General features: G+C 69.8%; 15 protein-coding genes, 1 tRNA gene and 1 pseudogene. 14 read left to right on the forward strand and 3 right to left on the reverse strand.

Translation table 11 applies throughout. The annotated features are described in order from the left end of the window. Positions 1 to 73 precede the first annotated feature (73 nt). From AC0QR5_RS11150 to AC0QR5_RS11185, 8 genes and pseudogenes are all read left to right on the forward strand, one after another. Positions 74 to 940 carry a hypothetical protein gene (locus tag AC0QR5_RS11150; RefSeq protein ID WP_329861051.1) on the forward strand — a complete coding sequence of 289 codons (867 nt, stop codon included), beginning with the start codon at positions 74 to 76 and terminating at the stop codon, positions 938 to 940. Next, positions 937 to 2,424, forward strand: a complete 1,488-nt coding sequence (locus AC0QR5_RS11155; protein WP_329861052.1) for an ATP-binding protein — start codon at positions 937 to 939, stop codon at positions 2,422 to 2,424. Before AC0QR5_RS11150 ends, AC0QR5_RS11155 begins: the two co-directional genes overlap by 4 nt. After that, a complete protein-coding gene (locus AC0QR5_RS11160; RefSeq protein WP_329861053.1) occupies positions 2,424 to 2,993 on the forward strand; it encodes a hypothetical protein in 570 nt (189 codons plus the stop codon). Before AC0QR5_RS11155 ends, AC0QR5_RS11160 begins: the two co-directional genes overlap by 1 nt. Then, positions 2,990 to 4,780 (forward strand): TraM recognition domain-containing protein, encoded by a 1,791-nt coding sequence (locus AC0QR5_RS11165; RefSeq protein ID WP_329861054.1) that lies wholly within the window; start codon positions 2,990 to 2,992, stop codon positions 4,778 to 4,780. Before AC0QR5_RS11160 ends, AC0QR5_RS11165 begins: the two co-directional genes overlap by 4 nt. An 83-nt stretch (positions 4,781 to 4,863) precedes the next feature. Then, positions 4,864 to 5,340, forward strand: coding sequence for a single-stranded DNA-binding protein (locus AC0QR5_RS11170; RefSeq protein WP_329861055.1), 477 nt, complete (start codon positions 4,864 to 4,866; stop codon positions 5,338 to 5,340). Positions 5,341 to 5,354: 14 nt separating this feature from the next. Beyond that, the gene (locus tag AC0QR5_RS11175; protein ID WP_329861056.1) at positions 5,355 to 5,987 is read left to right on the forward strand and encodes a hypothetical protein; all 633 of its coding nucleotides are present in this window, start codon (positions 5,355 to 5,357) and stop codon (positions 5,985 to 5,987) included. After that, the gene (locus AC0QR5_RS11180) at positions 5,988 to 6,191 is read left to right on the forward strand and encodes a hypothetical protein (protein ID WP_475372470.1); all 204 of its coding nucleotides are present in this window, start codon (positions 5,988 to 5,990) and stop codon (positions 6,189 to 6,191) included. Between the two features lie 201 nt (positions 6,192 to 6,392). Then, positions 6,393 to 7,436, forward strand: a pseudogene (locus AC0QR5_RS11185) (recombinase family protein); the annotation flags it as partial. Between the two features lie 604 nt (positions 7,437 to 8,040). On the opposite strand, the gene AC0QR5_RS11190 reads toward AC0QR5_RS11185, so the two are convergent. Both AC0QR5_RS11190 and AC0QR5_RS11195 read right to left on the reverse strand, forming a co-directional pair. Beyond that, a tRNA-Ala gene (locus AC0QR5_RS11190) sits at positions 8,041 to 8,113 on the reverse strand. A gap of 72 nt (positions 8,114 to 8,185) precedes the next feature. Beyond that, complete coding sequence (locus AC0QR5_RS11195) at positions 8,186 to 8,398, reverse strand: helix-turn-helix domain-containing protein (RefSeq protein ID WP_329861173.1); 213 nt, start codon at positions 8,396 to 8,398, stop codon at positions 8,186 to 8,188. Positions 8,399 to 8,773: 375 nt separating this feature from the next. On the opposite strand from AC0QR5_RS11195, the gene AC0QR5_RS11200 reads away from it, so the two are divergent. Then, positions 8,774 to 9,262, forward strand: a complete 489-nt coding sequence (locus AC0QR5_RS11200) for an Lrp/AsnC family transcriptional regulator (protein WP_329861061.1) — start codon at positions 8,774 to 8,776, stop codon at positions 9,260 to 9,262. A gap of 67 nt (positions 9,263 to 9,329) precedes the next feature. Here the strand turns inward: AC0QR5_RS11200 and AC0QR5_RS11205 are convergent, their stop codons facing one another. Further along, positions 9,330 to 9,830, reverse strand: a complete 501-nt coding sequence (locus tag AC0QR5_RS11205; protein WP_329861063.1) for a DUF456 domain-containing protein — start codon at positions 9,828 to 9,830, stop codon at positions 9,330 to 9,332. An 88-nt stretch (positions 9,831 to 9,918) separates the two neighbouring features. Here AC0QR5_RS11205 and AC0QR5_RS11210 point away from each other — a divergent pair, with 88 nt between their 5' ends. The 5 genes from AC0QR5_RS11210 to AC0QR5_RS11230 all read left to right on the forward strand — a co-directional run bounded on the left by AC0QR5_RS11210 (position 9,919) and on the right by AC0QR5_RS11230 (position 12,997). Continuing rightward, the gene (locus AC0QR5_RS11210; RefSeq protein WP_329861065.1) at positions 9,919 to 10,125 is read left to right on the forward strand and encodes a ribbon-helix-helix protein, CopG family; all 207 of its coding nucleotides are present in this window, start codon (positions 9,919 to 9,921) and stop codon (positions 10,123 to 10,125) included. A gap of 14 nt (positions 10,126 to 10,139) precedes the next feature. Next, positions 10,140 to 10,499 carry a type II toxin-antitoxin system death-on-curing family toxin gene (locus AC0QR5_RS11215; protein ID WP_329861066.1) on the forward strand — a complete coding sequence of 120 codons (360 nt, stop codon included), beginning with the start codon at positions 10,140 to 10,142 and terminating at the stop codon, positions 10,497 to 10,499. 94 nt (positions 10,500 to 10,593) lie between these two features. After that, positions 10,594 to 11,547 (forward strand): hypothetical protein, encoded by a 954-nt coding sequence (locus AC0QR5_RS11220; RefSeq protein ID WP_329861068.1) that lies wholly within the window; start codon positions 10,594 to 10,596, stop codon positions 11,545 to 11,547. A 626-nt stretch (positions 11,548 to 12,173) separates the two neighbouring features. Further along, positions 12,174 to 12,635 carry a fluoride efflux transporter FluC gene (locus tag AC0QR5_RS11225; protein ID WP_329861069.1) on the forward strand — a complete coding sequence of 154 codons (462 nt, stop codon included), beginning with the start codon at positions 12,174 to 12,176 and terminating at the stop codon, positions 12,633 to 12,635. Beyond that, positions 12,632 to 12,997 carry a fluoride efflux transporter FluC gene (locus AC0QR5_RS11230; RefSeq protein WP_329861070.1) on the forward strand — a complete coding sequence of 122 codons (366 nt, stop codon included), beginning with the start codon at positions 12,632 to 12,634 and terminating at the stop codon, positions 12,995 to 12,997. The genes AC0QR5_RS11225 and AC0QR5_RS11230 overlap by 4 nt, the downstream gene beginning before the upstream one ends. Positions 12,998 to 13,150: the final 153 nt, after the last annotated feature.

The following is a 13,150-nucleotide window of genomic DNA, read 5'->3' on the forward strand; positions in this document are numbered from 1 at the left end:
GTGGGGCCGCGCGTGCACCTGGCAGTAGACCCCGGATCACCGGGGCTTTCGTGCTGGTCACAGGAGGCCGCTCATGCCCACGTACCACGACCCACTCCAGGATGCTGACGAAGCATCCGAGGCGCTGCGCGGGCTCGCGCACGCCAGCCGCGTCTTCGACAACCCCACCGACACCTACAGCGTGCTCGGTGACCTCCTCTCCGGTGTCCGGTCGCTGCGCCAGGTGCTCGACCAGCTCGGCTCCGCGCATCTCGTTCATCGCGGTCGTGCTCACGATGACGACGGTGATCACGCGATCGGGGCCTCTGAAGCCCTTGCCGCGGCAGACGACCTGCACCACGCCGGAACACTCCTCGATGGCGTCGAAGAGCGCGTCAATGCCGCGATGACCCACTCCGGACGCATCGCCTGGAACGCCCCAGCCCAAAGACTCGACCGGGAGGCAGTGTCCACGGAAGCACCGCGGCGGTGGCTCAGCGTCGTCTTCTTCCAAGGTTCCGAGGCCGACGAAGTGCTCGACCTCATCGATCGGGACGGCCCCGACGCGGCCATCGAGCACCTGAGGAACTGGGACTACGGGGACGAGACCACCGACGCGGCCCTGGAGAACGGGTACGTCTACGACGAACCTCCCAGCGGTCAGCTGGACCGGGTGGTCACGGACGGGGACTACACCCTCACCTACAACCCGTTCATGGGACACGTCAGCCTGCTGCGTTCGCACCCTGCCGCCATGTCCGGCCCGGCCCTGGATGAGACCGACGTGGTGCTCGCGCGTGAGGCCGTCAGCGGCGTCGGGCCACTCGACTCACGCACGCCGCCGTCCGCGGGGACGCCGACGTCGGCGCGGATGCAGCAGGCATCGGCGGTCGCGGAACGGGATTGGTTCGCCGGTCCGGCCCGGTCCTCTGGGTCGGCTGGGCGGGGGTTGTCGCTGTGAGCGCGCGGGAAAGCGAGCGGCTGCACGCGTCGGTCTTGGTGGCTCCGGCCGCTGATCGTCGCCGACTGCGCAATCAACGCCGACAGGCTGCCGCAGCACTGCGGGCCGAGCAGCATCGCGCCGAGCAGGCTGCGGCGCGCGCGAAGGCCGACGCGGAACGCATCGAACGACGCGCGATCAGCTACCTGCCTGCCCCTGGTGAGCCGGGTGCTGCCGCGCTGCGCACACCGGGCAGGTTCCGGCTCCCACGCCATCAGGACACGTCGGCGACGTTGGCTGGGGCATACCCGTTCGTCGCCGAAGGCGGCCTCGGTGCCGACGGCGTCTTTGTCGGCCAGGACCTCTACTCCGGCGGCTCCTTCGTCTACGACCCCTGGGTGCTCTACGCCCGCGGGATCATCACCGCCCCCAACGTCGTCCTCGCCGGCATCGTCGGCTCGGGCAAGTCCTCACTGGCGAAATCGCTCTACACACGGTCGCTGCCGTTCGGGCGACGCGTCTACGTCCCGGGCGATCCGAAGGGCGAGCACACCGCCGTCGCCAACGCAGTCGGCGGGAAGGCGATCGTCCTCGGCCACGGGCTGAGCACACGGCTCAACCCTCTTGATGAAGGCCACCGTCCCACCGGACTGTCGGATCAGGAGTGGGCCATCACGGTCGCCTCCCGCCGCCGTGATCTCATCGGCGCTCTGGCCGAGACCGTTCTGGCGCGCGGGTTGACGCCCTTGGAGCACACCGCGATCGACCTCGCCCTCACCGCAGTCGTCGCAGAAAACACCGTGCCGATCCTGCCGATGGTCGTCGACCGCATCCTCACCCCAGACGAATCCGCGGACGGGCGTTTGGCTGAGGACGGGCGGCTCGTCGGCCATGCCCTGCGCCGACTGGTCGCCGGTGACCTCGCCGGCCTGTTCGACGGTCCCAGCACCGTCCGGTTCGACCCAAGCCTGCCGATGATCAGCCTCGACCTCTCCCGCGTCACCGAGAACTCCACACTCATCTCGGTGCTGATGACGTGCTCGTCGGCGTGGATGGAGTCCGCACTGTTGGACCCGAATGGCGGGCAGCGGTGGGTGATCTACGACGAAGCGTGGCGGCTGATGTCCCACCCCGCCTTGTTGAGGCGAATGGACGCCCACTGGCGCCTCGCCCGGCATTACGGGATCGCGAACATGCTGATCTTCCACAAACTCTCCGACCTGGACAACGTCGGCGACGCCGGCTCCGCCATGCGCTCCCTGGCGAACTCACTCCTGGCCAACGCCGAAACCCGGATCGTCTACCGACAAGAATCCGACCAGCTCGGCCCCACCGCCCAAGCGCTCGGCCTGACCGGCACCGAGCAGAAGCTGCTGCCGGGCCTGGGTGTCGGGCAGGGGTTATGGCGGATCAAGGACCGGGCCTTCGTCACGCAACACCAGCTCCATCCCGCCGAGCTGGAGCTGTTCGACACCAGCTCGCGGCTCACCTCCGGGGTGAAGTGATGATCCGCAAACCCCCACGCCACGCCACCGAGCCGAAACCGGAGGAGACGCCGGTCGTGCTGCCGCACGCGGTCATCACCGTCACCGAGACCGGCGCCTTGGGCGTCACCCTCGACGGCATCGACGTCCCACCACCAGAAGGCGAAGCATGGACGCGCAGCACCTTCGGGCCCCTGCTCGATGTACTCACCCGGGACCGGACCATCACCGTGCGCATCGAGGTGCACGAGAGCGACGGCACCGTGTTCACCGACGTCATCCACGCCCGTCGTCGCGATAGATCCGAACCACCCGACACCGAAGTGAAGACCGAGGACGAACGGGAAACACGGATCAAGAGCAGGAGCAAGCGGGGGCCGGACCTGGTCGAGGTGACCGGCGAGGGGTTCGTGCCCGGCGAGGACGTCGCCGTCGCAGTCATCGTCTCCCACACCGACGCGACCAGCACCGGTCATGCCCGCACGCTCCTGGACCGAGGTCGTCTCCGGTCGCTGCTTTCCGATGGCGGCGGCGAGGTGATTCTGTTCGGCCGCATCTCCGGCACGGTCCACGTGCGGCGGCTGTCATGAGCGCCCCGTCCGGGCGGCAAGCCGGGGCGTTCGGCGACGAGCTGACCAACGCCGCCCTCATGGCCCTGGTGGGGATGTTTGGGATCGCGCTCATCCTCCGCGCCTCCGGGTCCGTGGCCGCGTTCCTCACCGGCACACCCCAACCCGAGGCCGGCCCCGCCGCCGGGCTCGGACTGCTGTTCAATCCCGGCGACCCCGCGGCTGCGCTCGACGCCGACGGGCTCAACCCGACCGTGTACTGGATCATCACCGCGGCGATGCTCGCTGGCCTGGTCACGGCCGGGGCATGGGTCTGGATGCGGCTGCGCCGCCATTCCCGCAAGGTCGAGACCGACCCGCGCCGCCTCGCCGGCACCGCCACGGCCCATGAAGTTAACCAGAGCGCCTCAGCAAAGGCGCTGCTGCGTCGAGCCGAGACACTCCGTGCATCCCTGACCGATCCCTCGCCGTCGGATGTCGGCTATCGGATCGGCGCGTCAAAGGGACGCGACGTGTGGGCGAGCGTGGAGGACTCGATCCTGCTCATCGGCCCGCCCCGCTCCGGCAAGGGCCTACACATCGTCATCCCGGCGATCCTCGACGCACCCGGCGCCGTCGTCACCACCTCGACGCGGCCGGACAACCTCACCGCCACCCTCCGCGCAAGGCAACGTGGCGGCCGGCCGGTGGCGGTGTTCGACCCTCAGCACCTCGCGGAAGGCATTCCCGCCGGGATGCGCTGGTCACCGATCCGCGGCTGTAAGGACCCGCTCACTGCGATGATCCGCGCCACCGGCCTGTCCGCAGCAACCGGGCTGTCTGCTGGCGGGGTCGAGTCGGGCGGGTTCTGGGAAGGCAAGACCCGCACGGCCCTTCAAGCGCTCCTGCACGCCGCCGCGCTCGACCACCGGCCACCAGCAGAGCTGTTCCGCTGGACCCTCGACCCCTCCGCCGCCGCCGAAGCCGTCGCGATCCTAACCAACAACACCCAGGCAGCGACCGGGTGGGCGGACTCCCTTGGAGCGATGATCGACGCCGACCCCAAAACCAGGGATTCGATCTGGCAGGGCGTCGCCCTCGCCCTCGGCGCCCTGGCCGACCCGCGCGTGCTCGACGCCGTCTCGCCCGGGCCGGGTGAGGGCTTCGACCCCGAAACCTTCATCCGCGATCGCGGCACGCTCTATCTCCTGGCCACCGGCGCCGGCGCCGGGGCATCCGCCGCCCTGGTGGCCGCGTTCGTCGAAGACCTCATCGAGACCGCCCGCAGAATTGCTGCCCGCTCACCCGGCGCACGCCTCGACCCACCCCTGCTGCTCGCCCTGGACGAGATCGGCAACCTCGCCCCCTTGCCATCACTGCCGACCTTGATGGCCGAAGGCGGCGGCACCGGCATCACCACCCTGCCCGTCCTCCAGTCCCTCGCCCAAGCACGCGACAAATGGAACGACAACGCCGCCGGAGCGATCTGGGACGCCTCCATCGTCAAGATCATCCTCGGCGGCGCCTCCAACTCCCGCGATCTCCAAGACCTGAGCACCTTGATCGGCGAACGCGACGAGTACACCGACAGCGTGACCCTCGGAGACCACGGCACCCGCTCCAACCAACGCTCGGTGCGCCGCGTCGCGATCCTGCCGCCCGACCGGATCAGAACTCTCCCGTTCGGCACCGGCGTCACGCTCCTGCGCGCCGCGCCGCCGATCATCACCGACCTTCATCCCTGGCCCCAGCGGCCTGACGCCGACCGGCTGAAAAAGGAGCGTCGCGAGCTGGAGGCACTGCTGCACCGACCCGCTGGCGACGAGTAACCCTGGCCGTGGATGCGGGCGTGCACCTGCCTGACATCAACAACCCCGGCCTGGGGTTGTGTGTCTAGAAGGGGATCAGTCCGATGGCTATCCGCACGCAGGAATCCCTCTCGGGTTTCATCGCCACCGACCCGCAGCTGACCTACACCGAACGCGGGGAAGCACGCTTCTACGCGAGGTTCGGGCAGGAGAACTACCGCCGTGAGGAGAGCGGGGAGTTCACCAAGCTCGACCCGTCGTTCGGCAACCTCGTCCTCTATCGGGCGACAGCAGAGCGCGCGCACGAGCGTTTCACCAAGGGCGACCAGTTCGTCGCCGAGGGCTACAGCCACGACTACTCCTACGAGCGCGACGGACAGCAGATCGAGGGCAACGAATTCGTGGCGAAGAAGATTGGCCACGACACTGCCCGCACCCGCTACGACGTGGACCGCACACCCCGACGCGCCCTCGACCGCGACGCCGCAGACCACACAGCCCCGGTTCGAGAGCAAGACCGCGCCTTCGACCCACCCGAACGCGGCCGGCAAGCCGCCGACGCGCCGGTGCTCGGACACTGACGGGAGGCGACACGATGAGCGAACACACCCCGGGCAATGGTGACGAGGTCGATCCCGACGAGATCGACCTCGACGACCTAGATGAGTTCAACGACGATCCAATAGGCGGCAGCGATGTATCGGCAGGGCCTCCGCACCCGGTCAACTGGAACCTGCTGTCGGCCCACGACCTGGAACAGGAGTGGCTGGAGCTGAACCGGTGGGTCGACTGGCTCCGCCACACTTACGGTCTGCCCGCATCGGTGGTCCCGCCGTTCTGGCACCACCACCCCGAACTCGTCTGGGAACTCTCCGCCTTGCACCTGCACTGGTTGTGCGCCTACGACCCCGACCAGAACGGCTCCGCGCCCATCGGTTGGCACCGCGACTTCGCCGACGTCCGCCAGCGACTGCGGGACTGGGTCGCCGCCTCCGGCACCCGACTGGACCGTGATCGACCAACGCGGCAGACCACCTGGCCCGGCGAAGACCCGGCCCCCGCAGTTGAAGACAGGATGATTACCGACCGAGACGCCGAGTTCGTGCAGTTCGTCCAAGACCAAGTGCGTGAACGTCAGGAAGCCGAGGACGCGTTCTACGCCACCCTCGATGAGGCCACCGGCGAACTCCACCACCCCGACGACGAGTACCACGAGCAAGGTCGGTGAGTGGCTGTGGTTCGGAAGTATCAGCGGAAGACGCACCGGCCGGCAGCGACCCGGCCGGTCCGCGTGCGCTACCAACGGCGAGAAGAGATCGACGCGGAGAAGGTCGCCGAAGTCCTGATCCGCATCGCGCTGCGCCACACCGACGACAGCCACACCGGTCGCACCGGCGACTATCTCCGCGACCTGCTCACCACTTGCCGGTAGAATCGATCTTGCACTACGACGATTCGGCGTCGCTGGCACCCGACTCTTAAGCCCCTCATCTGGGGTGTTCTTTCCGCACTCTCACGTGACCGCCATCCGGCGCCCCTAGACGGCCAACCCTGCGGGGGTGGGCTTCAGAAAGGCGGTCACACCATGACACCGCTCGGCCTCCCCGACGGGATGGACCTTCAAGCTCTCCGTATGCTTGCCGCTGGCACCAGCCGCGCGACGAAGCAGACCACCGACCACGGCGCGACGGACGGGCTCGTGCCGGCGATCTCCTATCTGCGGGTCTCCACCAAGGACCAAGCCACCCGCTACGGGCAAGAAGAGGGCCTGTCGATCCCGGCGCAGCGTGAAGCCGCGCAGCGCAAAGCCGAACAACTCGGTGCGGTCATCGTCAAGGAGTTCATCGAGCCTGGCGAGTCCGCGAAGTCCGCGCGCCGGCGCGCGTTGCAGGAAATGCTCGACTACATCACCGCGAATCCGGTCCGATACTGCATCATTAACAAGGTCGATCGAATCGCCCGCAACCGCCTCGACGACGCGACCATCCACGCCACCCTGCGCGGTGCGAACACCACACTCGTGTCAGTGACCGAGAACATCGACGAGACTCCCTCGGGAATGCTCATGCACGGCATCCTCGCCTCGATGGCCGAGTTCTACTCCCTCAACCTCGCCCAAGAAGTCATCAAAGGCATGACGCAGAAGGCCACCATCGGCGGCACTCCCACCAAAGCGCCCCTCGGATACCTGAACGTGCGCACCACCGACGCCAAGGGCCGCGAGATCCGCGACATCGAGGTCGACCCTGACCGGGCCGATCTGATCCGGTTCGCGTTCACCGCCTACGCCACCGGCGACTGGTCCCTGTCCTCACTGGCCCGCGAGCTGAACGCCCGAGGTCTGACCACCCGGCCCACGCCGTCGCAGCCCACCCGACCCATCGCGACCACGGCACTGCACAAGGTCCTTATCAACCCTTACTACCAGGGCACCGTCACCTTCCGCGGCATTACCTACGATGGCGCCCACACGCCGCTGGTCGACTCCGAGACCTGGCTGCGCGTCCAGACCCAGCTCGATGCGAAGAACGCTCGTGGGCAACGCCCCCAGAAGTACGACCACTACCTCAAGGGCTCGCTGTACTGCTCCTGCGGCGCCAAGCTCATGATCGAACGACCCCGCGACAAGGCTGGGGATCGGTATGAGTACTTCACCTGCTCCGGCCGGCGCCGCAAGCGCACCACCTGCACCCGCTCCGCGATCCTCGCTGGACGGATCGAGGAGCACATCGAAGCGACCTACGGCACAAACAGTCTGACCCCGGCCGAAGCTGATCGGGTGCGAGAGGTGCTCCACCAGGTGTTCGATCAGCTCGAAGCCTCCAGCGAGGACGAACGCAAACTCCTCGAAGCGCAGAAGGAGAAGCTCGAAGCTGAACGGCTCAAACTCGTCCAGGCCCACTATGCCGACGCAATCCCACTCGACCTGCTCAAGAGCGAGCAGGAACGCATCCGTGTCAGCCTCGACAAGATCACTGCACGGCTCGACACCATATCCACCACCTACGCCAGCGCCCGAGAGGGTCTCGACGAGATCGTTGCGCTGCTCACCGACCTCGACGACCTCTACAACCGGTGCGAACCTGCTGAACGCCGGATGCTCAACCGCGCGCTGTTCGACCGCCTCATCATCGACGAAGACGAGAACGTCACCCACGTGCCGGCCGAACCCGCAGCAAGCGTCCTTACCCACGTCAGCAGCGACGTCCCGACCCAGGTGACCGCGGAAACGAACCTGCCCCGCCATCAGGCGGGGCAGGTTTCGATTTTCTCAACTTACGTGGAGCCTAGGGGAATCGAACCCCTGACCTTTTCATTGCGAACGAAACGCTCTACCAACTGAGCTAAGGCCCCGCGCCGTCATCCCACAGGATATCGACTATGCAAGGTTAGCGCCTGCCGGCGCCTGCCACAAAAACGGCCCCGCTACTCGCTGTTCGCGTCGACGTCCTTGTGACGGTCCGCCGCCGCCCGGCTCGCCTCGTACTGGCGCTGGATGTACGCCTCGAACTGCTCGCGCTCCACGCGCCACACGCCGCGGCCGCCGATCTGGATGGCCGGGAGGTCGCCGCTGCGCACCAGGGAACGCACCTGCGGGAGGTTCACGTTCAGCTCCTCGGCGACGTCCTCCAGACGCATGAATCTCATACCCCCGAACCTAGCGCGGCGCAGCCCCCACTTCCAGCCGGCCCCGCCCGGTTGTGGATACCCGCCGCCAACGCAGCCGGGCCCGCGCCCGAACGCATCAGGCACGGACCCGGAGTCGCGTGAACATCGGCTGCCGGCCTTCTGGGCCGTCCCGGATCCGCCGCCGGGATGGGGCGTCGGATCCGTCAACTTGCCGCCCGTCGGCTTGTGACCGTGGGCGGCAACTGATCCGAGTGAACCCCGCGCCGGTCATACCGCGCAACAACCTTGGTGCGCGCTGGTCAATCTGACTAATCTGGTCCGTGGAAGACGGTCCGGATTGCTCGTTTTGACCGCCCCGCCACCTCCCCCTCGAAGGAACCGACGATGATCCCCGAGACCTTCCAGCTCGACGCGACCGACAAGCGCATCCTGCTGGCCCTGGACCAGGACCCGCGCGTCCCCACGATGATGCTCGCCCAGCGCCTGGGCCTGGCCCGCGGCACCGTGCAGTCCCGCCTCGAGAAGCTCGCCGCCTCCGGCGCCCTGCGCCCCAACAGCACGCGCGTCTCCCCCGCCTCCCTCGGCCGCGGCGTGAGCGCCGCCGTGAGCGCCGAGCTGGACCAGTCCCGGCTCGACGAGGCCATCGCCGCGCTCGCGGACATCCCCGAGGTCCTCGAATGCGTCGCCCCGGCCGGGGACACGGACCTGTTGATCCGCGTCGTCGCCTCCGACCCGGACGACCTCTACCGCGTCAGCGAGGTCATCCGCCTCTGCCCCGGCATCACCCGCACCTCCACCTCGATGTTCCTGCGCGAGGTCATCCCCTACCGCACCACGGGCCTGCTCCAGGAGGGCGCGGACCCGGCCACGTAGCCCACGGCACCCCCGCGCACGGAGGGAGGACGACGGCGGACGCGGCCCCGGCGTCGTCCCCTCGCCCCTAGCGCGTGGCGAAGTGCCAGACGACGCCGATCATCCACAGCGACGCGGCCAGGGCGGCGCAGCCGAACTCGATGAGGATCCCGATCCCCGTGGCCTTGAGCGCGGACCCGGAGGCGCGCAGGGCGGCGCCGAAGTCGCGCCGGCGGGCGAACTCGGACGCCAGCAGCCCCGCGCCGAAGCCCACGAACAGCCCGACCACCGGGATCGCGAACATCCCCACCACCGCGCACACGAGCGCCACGAGCACCGAGCCCTTGGGGATCCGCTGTTGCTTCAGGTTCCGCCCCGTCAGCACCGCGGACGCGGACCAGCCGACGGCGGCGACGAGCATCCCGAGCGCGGCCATGGTCCACGCCGCCGGGCTGCCGAGGATCCACGCCCACGCGAGCAGGGTCGCGATCGCGAGCCAGCTGCCCGGCAGGATCGGATACACGGTGCCGAGCGCGGCGACGGCCAGCAGCAGTCCGGCGATGACGGTGACGACGATCTGGGGATCCACGGCACCAGTGTGCCACCCGGTGCGGGCCCTATGGGAATGTCCGCGGCCGGCCCCGTGACGGGCCGGTACCGCGGCGGTACCGTGGAGCATGGCCATCAACTTGCGGATCCCCGCCGAGCTCGACGCGGAACTCGATTCGCTCGCAGCCTCTGCGCACACCAGCAAGAGCGCGCTGCTCCTGGAGGGCGCGCGTCTCGTCGTGGAACAGGCGAGGCGCCGTTCTGCGATCGACGCCGCCTTCAACCGCGTGGTGGCGGACAACGCCGGACTGCTCAAGCGCCTCGAGGACGCGTGACCGCCTAGCTCTCCTTGGACGACGCCCTCCACCTCGCCGAACGATTCGGGTTCCACGTCCGCGACGCGGGGCTGCTCGCCTCGGCCGTGGCCCGGCCGGCCGCCGTCGTCGCGGGCGCGGAGGCGTACCCGGATGTGGCGATGAAGGCCGCCGTATTGTTGGAGTCCGTCGCCCGAAACCACTCGCTTCTGGATGGAAACAAGCGGACCGCGGTCACGCTCGCCCTGGTGTTCCTCCATGTCAATGGAACCCGCCATACGTTGGCGGAAGACGAGTTCTTCGACCTCGTCGTCGACGTCGCCCGAGGGGCCGTCGGCGCCTACGACCTCGCCGACGCACTCCGGCCCCGCCTCGCTCCCATCGACGGGGCCTGACGGTTCGGCTGGGAAAACCCTTGGAACGGGAACCCGGCGCGGCGGCGGCGAGTTGAAGCTACGGAAGCACCGCCGCAGCGAAGGAGTAACGCCCATGGGCATGTTCGACAAGCTGGTCCGCAAGGGCCGCGAGATGGCCGCCGACTACCTGCGCGAGCAGTCCGGGCAGTCCCGGAACGCGCCGCGACAGGGCGGCCACGGCACCCCGGGGTACGGACAGTACGACGCCGGACGTCCCGCCCCCGTGCCCGGCGGCGGCTATGCGGCCCCGCGCCACGGGGACGGCCTCTACGCCGCGGGCGCGCCCGGGACCTCGGCCGGGGCAGGGTCTGGAGCGGGAGCCGAGGACCGGGCGGCGATCGAACGCTACCGCTACATGCTGCGCACCGCGCCACCGCAGGACATGGAGCGCGCCCACCAGGAGGCGTTCGAACGACTGACGCCGCAGCAGCGCGAACTCCTGCGGCAGGAGCTGGCCGCCGAGCTGCCTGCGGCCGAGCAGCCGCGCACGGACGCTCCGTTCGACCTGGCCCGCTCCGCGACGCGCGCCGAGGTGTCCCGCCCCGGCTTCATGGAGCGGCTCCTGGGCGGGCAGGGCGGCGCGGGCTTCGGAGCGTCACCGACCGGGCCGTCCGTGCAGGCTGGATCCGCTCCGGCGAACGGCGCCCGCGCGGGCGGGATGGCCGGAGGCCTGGCCGCCGGGGCCGCGGGCGGGCTCGGCGCCGGGCTCCTGGCCGGCGTGGCCGGGGCGTTCATCGGCACGGCGGTCGCCGGGCCGCTCCTGGAGGGCTTCTCCGGGATCGGCGACGGGCTGGCCGGCGCCGTGGACGGTTTCGGCGACGGCATCGGCGAGCAGATCGGCGGGCTCGGCGAGGGGATCTCCGGGCTGGGCGACGGCCTCGGCGGCGCTGCCGACGGCCTCGGGGAACAGGTCAGCGCGGCCGGCGATCAGATCGGCGGTCTCGGTGAGCAGGCGGGCGGCCTCTTCGACGGGCTGCTCAACGGCGGTGGCCTCTTCGGCGACACCGGGAGCGACTGGGAGTTCTGACCCGCCACCGGCCCGGCCCTCCGCGACAGTCGGCGCCTTTCACCCCGCCACTGCCCCGGCCCGTCCACGCCTCCCGGCCGAACCTCGGCCGACCCGGTCCGTCCGCGACCGCCGGCGACTTCCAACCCGCCACCGGCCCGGACACTCCGCGGATCCCGGCCCAACCACTGCCCACTTCACGTCTACTGGGCGAGACAGCCAACCGGATTCGAGATCACGGGGTAGACCCCGTGAAGTCGACAGCAGTCCGCGGCCTCGCCGAGAGGACGTGAAGTGGGCGCGGCAAGTCCGGCGGGTCCGGTGAGTCCGGCGTGAAGTGAGTCCGGCCGGTCCGGCGGGTCCGGCCAGTCCGGCGAATCCGTCAGGTTCGTCGGTCGCGGCGGGTCCGGCGTTGCAGTGAGTCCGGCGCGTCCGCTCCGCCAGGACGGGGGGTGTGTTGCCGGCCCACACTGGTGAAAGGGTCCAGGCCGGCGAAGCCGTTGAGGCTGGCGGGGTGCGGCGCCGCTGTGCGAGAATCGCCTCAGCCTTCGTGCCCGGCGGTGGGGCTCGCCGGACCCAACCTCGATGATCCATCGACAACAGTCCCTATCTCCCGCGATCCGTTGCGCCCAGAGATAGGAACCGGCATGACCCACGAGCCCCCGCCCCGCACCCCACACCCCGGCACCGCCGGCACGCCCCGCGAATCCGGGCTCGTCCTCGCGGCCCTCGTCTTCGCCGGCGGAACGATCGGCACGGGGCTGCGCATCGGCGTCGCACACCTGGTCCCCGACGCCGCGGGCCTCCCGCTCGGCATCCTCGTCATCAACGTCTCGGGCGCCTTCGCGCTCGGGCTGCTCCTGGCCGCCCTCGCGGCGCGCGGCCCGGACGAGGGCCGGCGGAAGCGGGCGCGGCTCTGCGCCGGGACGGGCCTTCTCGGCGGCTACACGACCTATAGCGCCCTCGCGACCGACACCACGTTGCTCCTCGACGCCGGCCAGGCCGCCACGGCCGTGCTCTACGGCCTCGGATCGGCGGCGGCCGGCGTCGCGGCGGCCGTCCTCGGCGCCGCCACCGCACACGCCCTGAGCCGCGGGGGGCGCGCATGAGCCCGCTGCTCTTCGCCGCGACCGCGCTCGCCGGGGGCGCCGGCGCCACGGCCCGCTACCTCGCGGACCGCTGGCTCGCCCCGCGCCTGCCCGCGGGATTCCCGTGGCCGATCGCCGCGGTCAACGTCTCCGGCTCGTTCCTCCTCGGCCTCCTCACCGGACTCCTCGCGGCCGGCCCCTGGCTGACCGTCCTCGGCGTCGGCCTCCTGGGCGGCTACACGACCTTCAGCACGGTCAGCGCGGACGCCGCCCGCCTGTTCTCCGAGCGGCGCCACCTCGCCGCCGCGGCCAACGCCCTCGGTACGCTCCTGGCCTGCACGGCCGCCGCCGCGGCGGGGCTGCTCCTCGGGCGGCTCGCATGATGGCGACCCTCCCGGTTCGGCGCTAACGTTGAAGGTGCCCACCGTGACGACGGACCGGGAAGAAGGCCTTGGAACCCCAGCCGGACGACTGGATCCAGGGCCTTTCGCTCGCCGCAGATCGGAGCCTCCGGAACGCCGCCGAAGAGATTGTTG

Source organism: Arthrobacter sp. J156 (assembly GCF_056172865.1).

Coding starts and splice junctions, on each gene's coding strand:
- AC0QR5_RS11150 (WP_329861051.1), top strand. CDS start 74: ATGCCCACGTACCACGACCCACTCCAGGATGCTGACGAAGCATCCGAG.
- AC0QR5_RS11160 (WP_329861053.1), top strand. CDS start 2,424: ATGATCCGCAAACCCCCACGCCACGCCACCGAGCCGAAACCGGAGGAG.
- AC0QR5_RS11165 (WP_329861054.1), top strand. CDS start 2,990: ATGAGCGCCCCGTCCGGGCGGCAAGCCGGGGCGTTCGGCGACGAGCTG.
- AC0QR5_RS11170 (WP_329861055.1), top strand. CDS start 4,864: ATGGCTATCCGCACGCAGGAATCCCTCTCGGGTTTCATCGCCACCGAC.
- AC0QR5_RS11175 (WP_329861056.1), top strand. CDS start 5,355: ATGAGCGAACACACCCCGGGCAATGGTGACGAGGTCGATCCCGACGAG.
- AC0QR5_RS11195 (WP_329861173.1), bottom strand. CDS start 8,398: ATGCGTCTGGAGGACGTCGCCGAGGAGCTGAACGTGAACCTCCCGCAG.
- AC0QR5_RS11200 (WP_329861061.1), top strand. CDS start 8,774: ATGATCCCCGAGACCTTCCAGCTCGACGCGACCGACAAGCGCATCCTG.
- AC0QR5_RS11210 (WP_329861065.1), top strand. CDS start 9,919: ATGGCCATCAACTTGCGGATCCCCGCCGAGCTCGACGCGGAACTCGAT.
- AC0QR5_RS11220 (WP_329861068.1), top strand. CDS start 10,594: ATGGGCATGTTCGACAAGCTGGTCCGCAAGGGCCGCGAGATGGCCGCC.
- AC0QR5_RS11225 (WP_329861069.1), top strand. CDS start 12,174: ATGACCCACGAGCCCCCGCCCCGCACCCCACACCCCGGCACCGCCGGC.
- AC0QR5_RS11230 (WP_329861070.1), top strand. CDS start 12,632: ATGAGCCCGCTGCTCTTCGCCGCGACCGCGCTCGCCGGGGGCGCCGGC.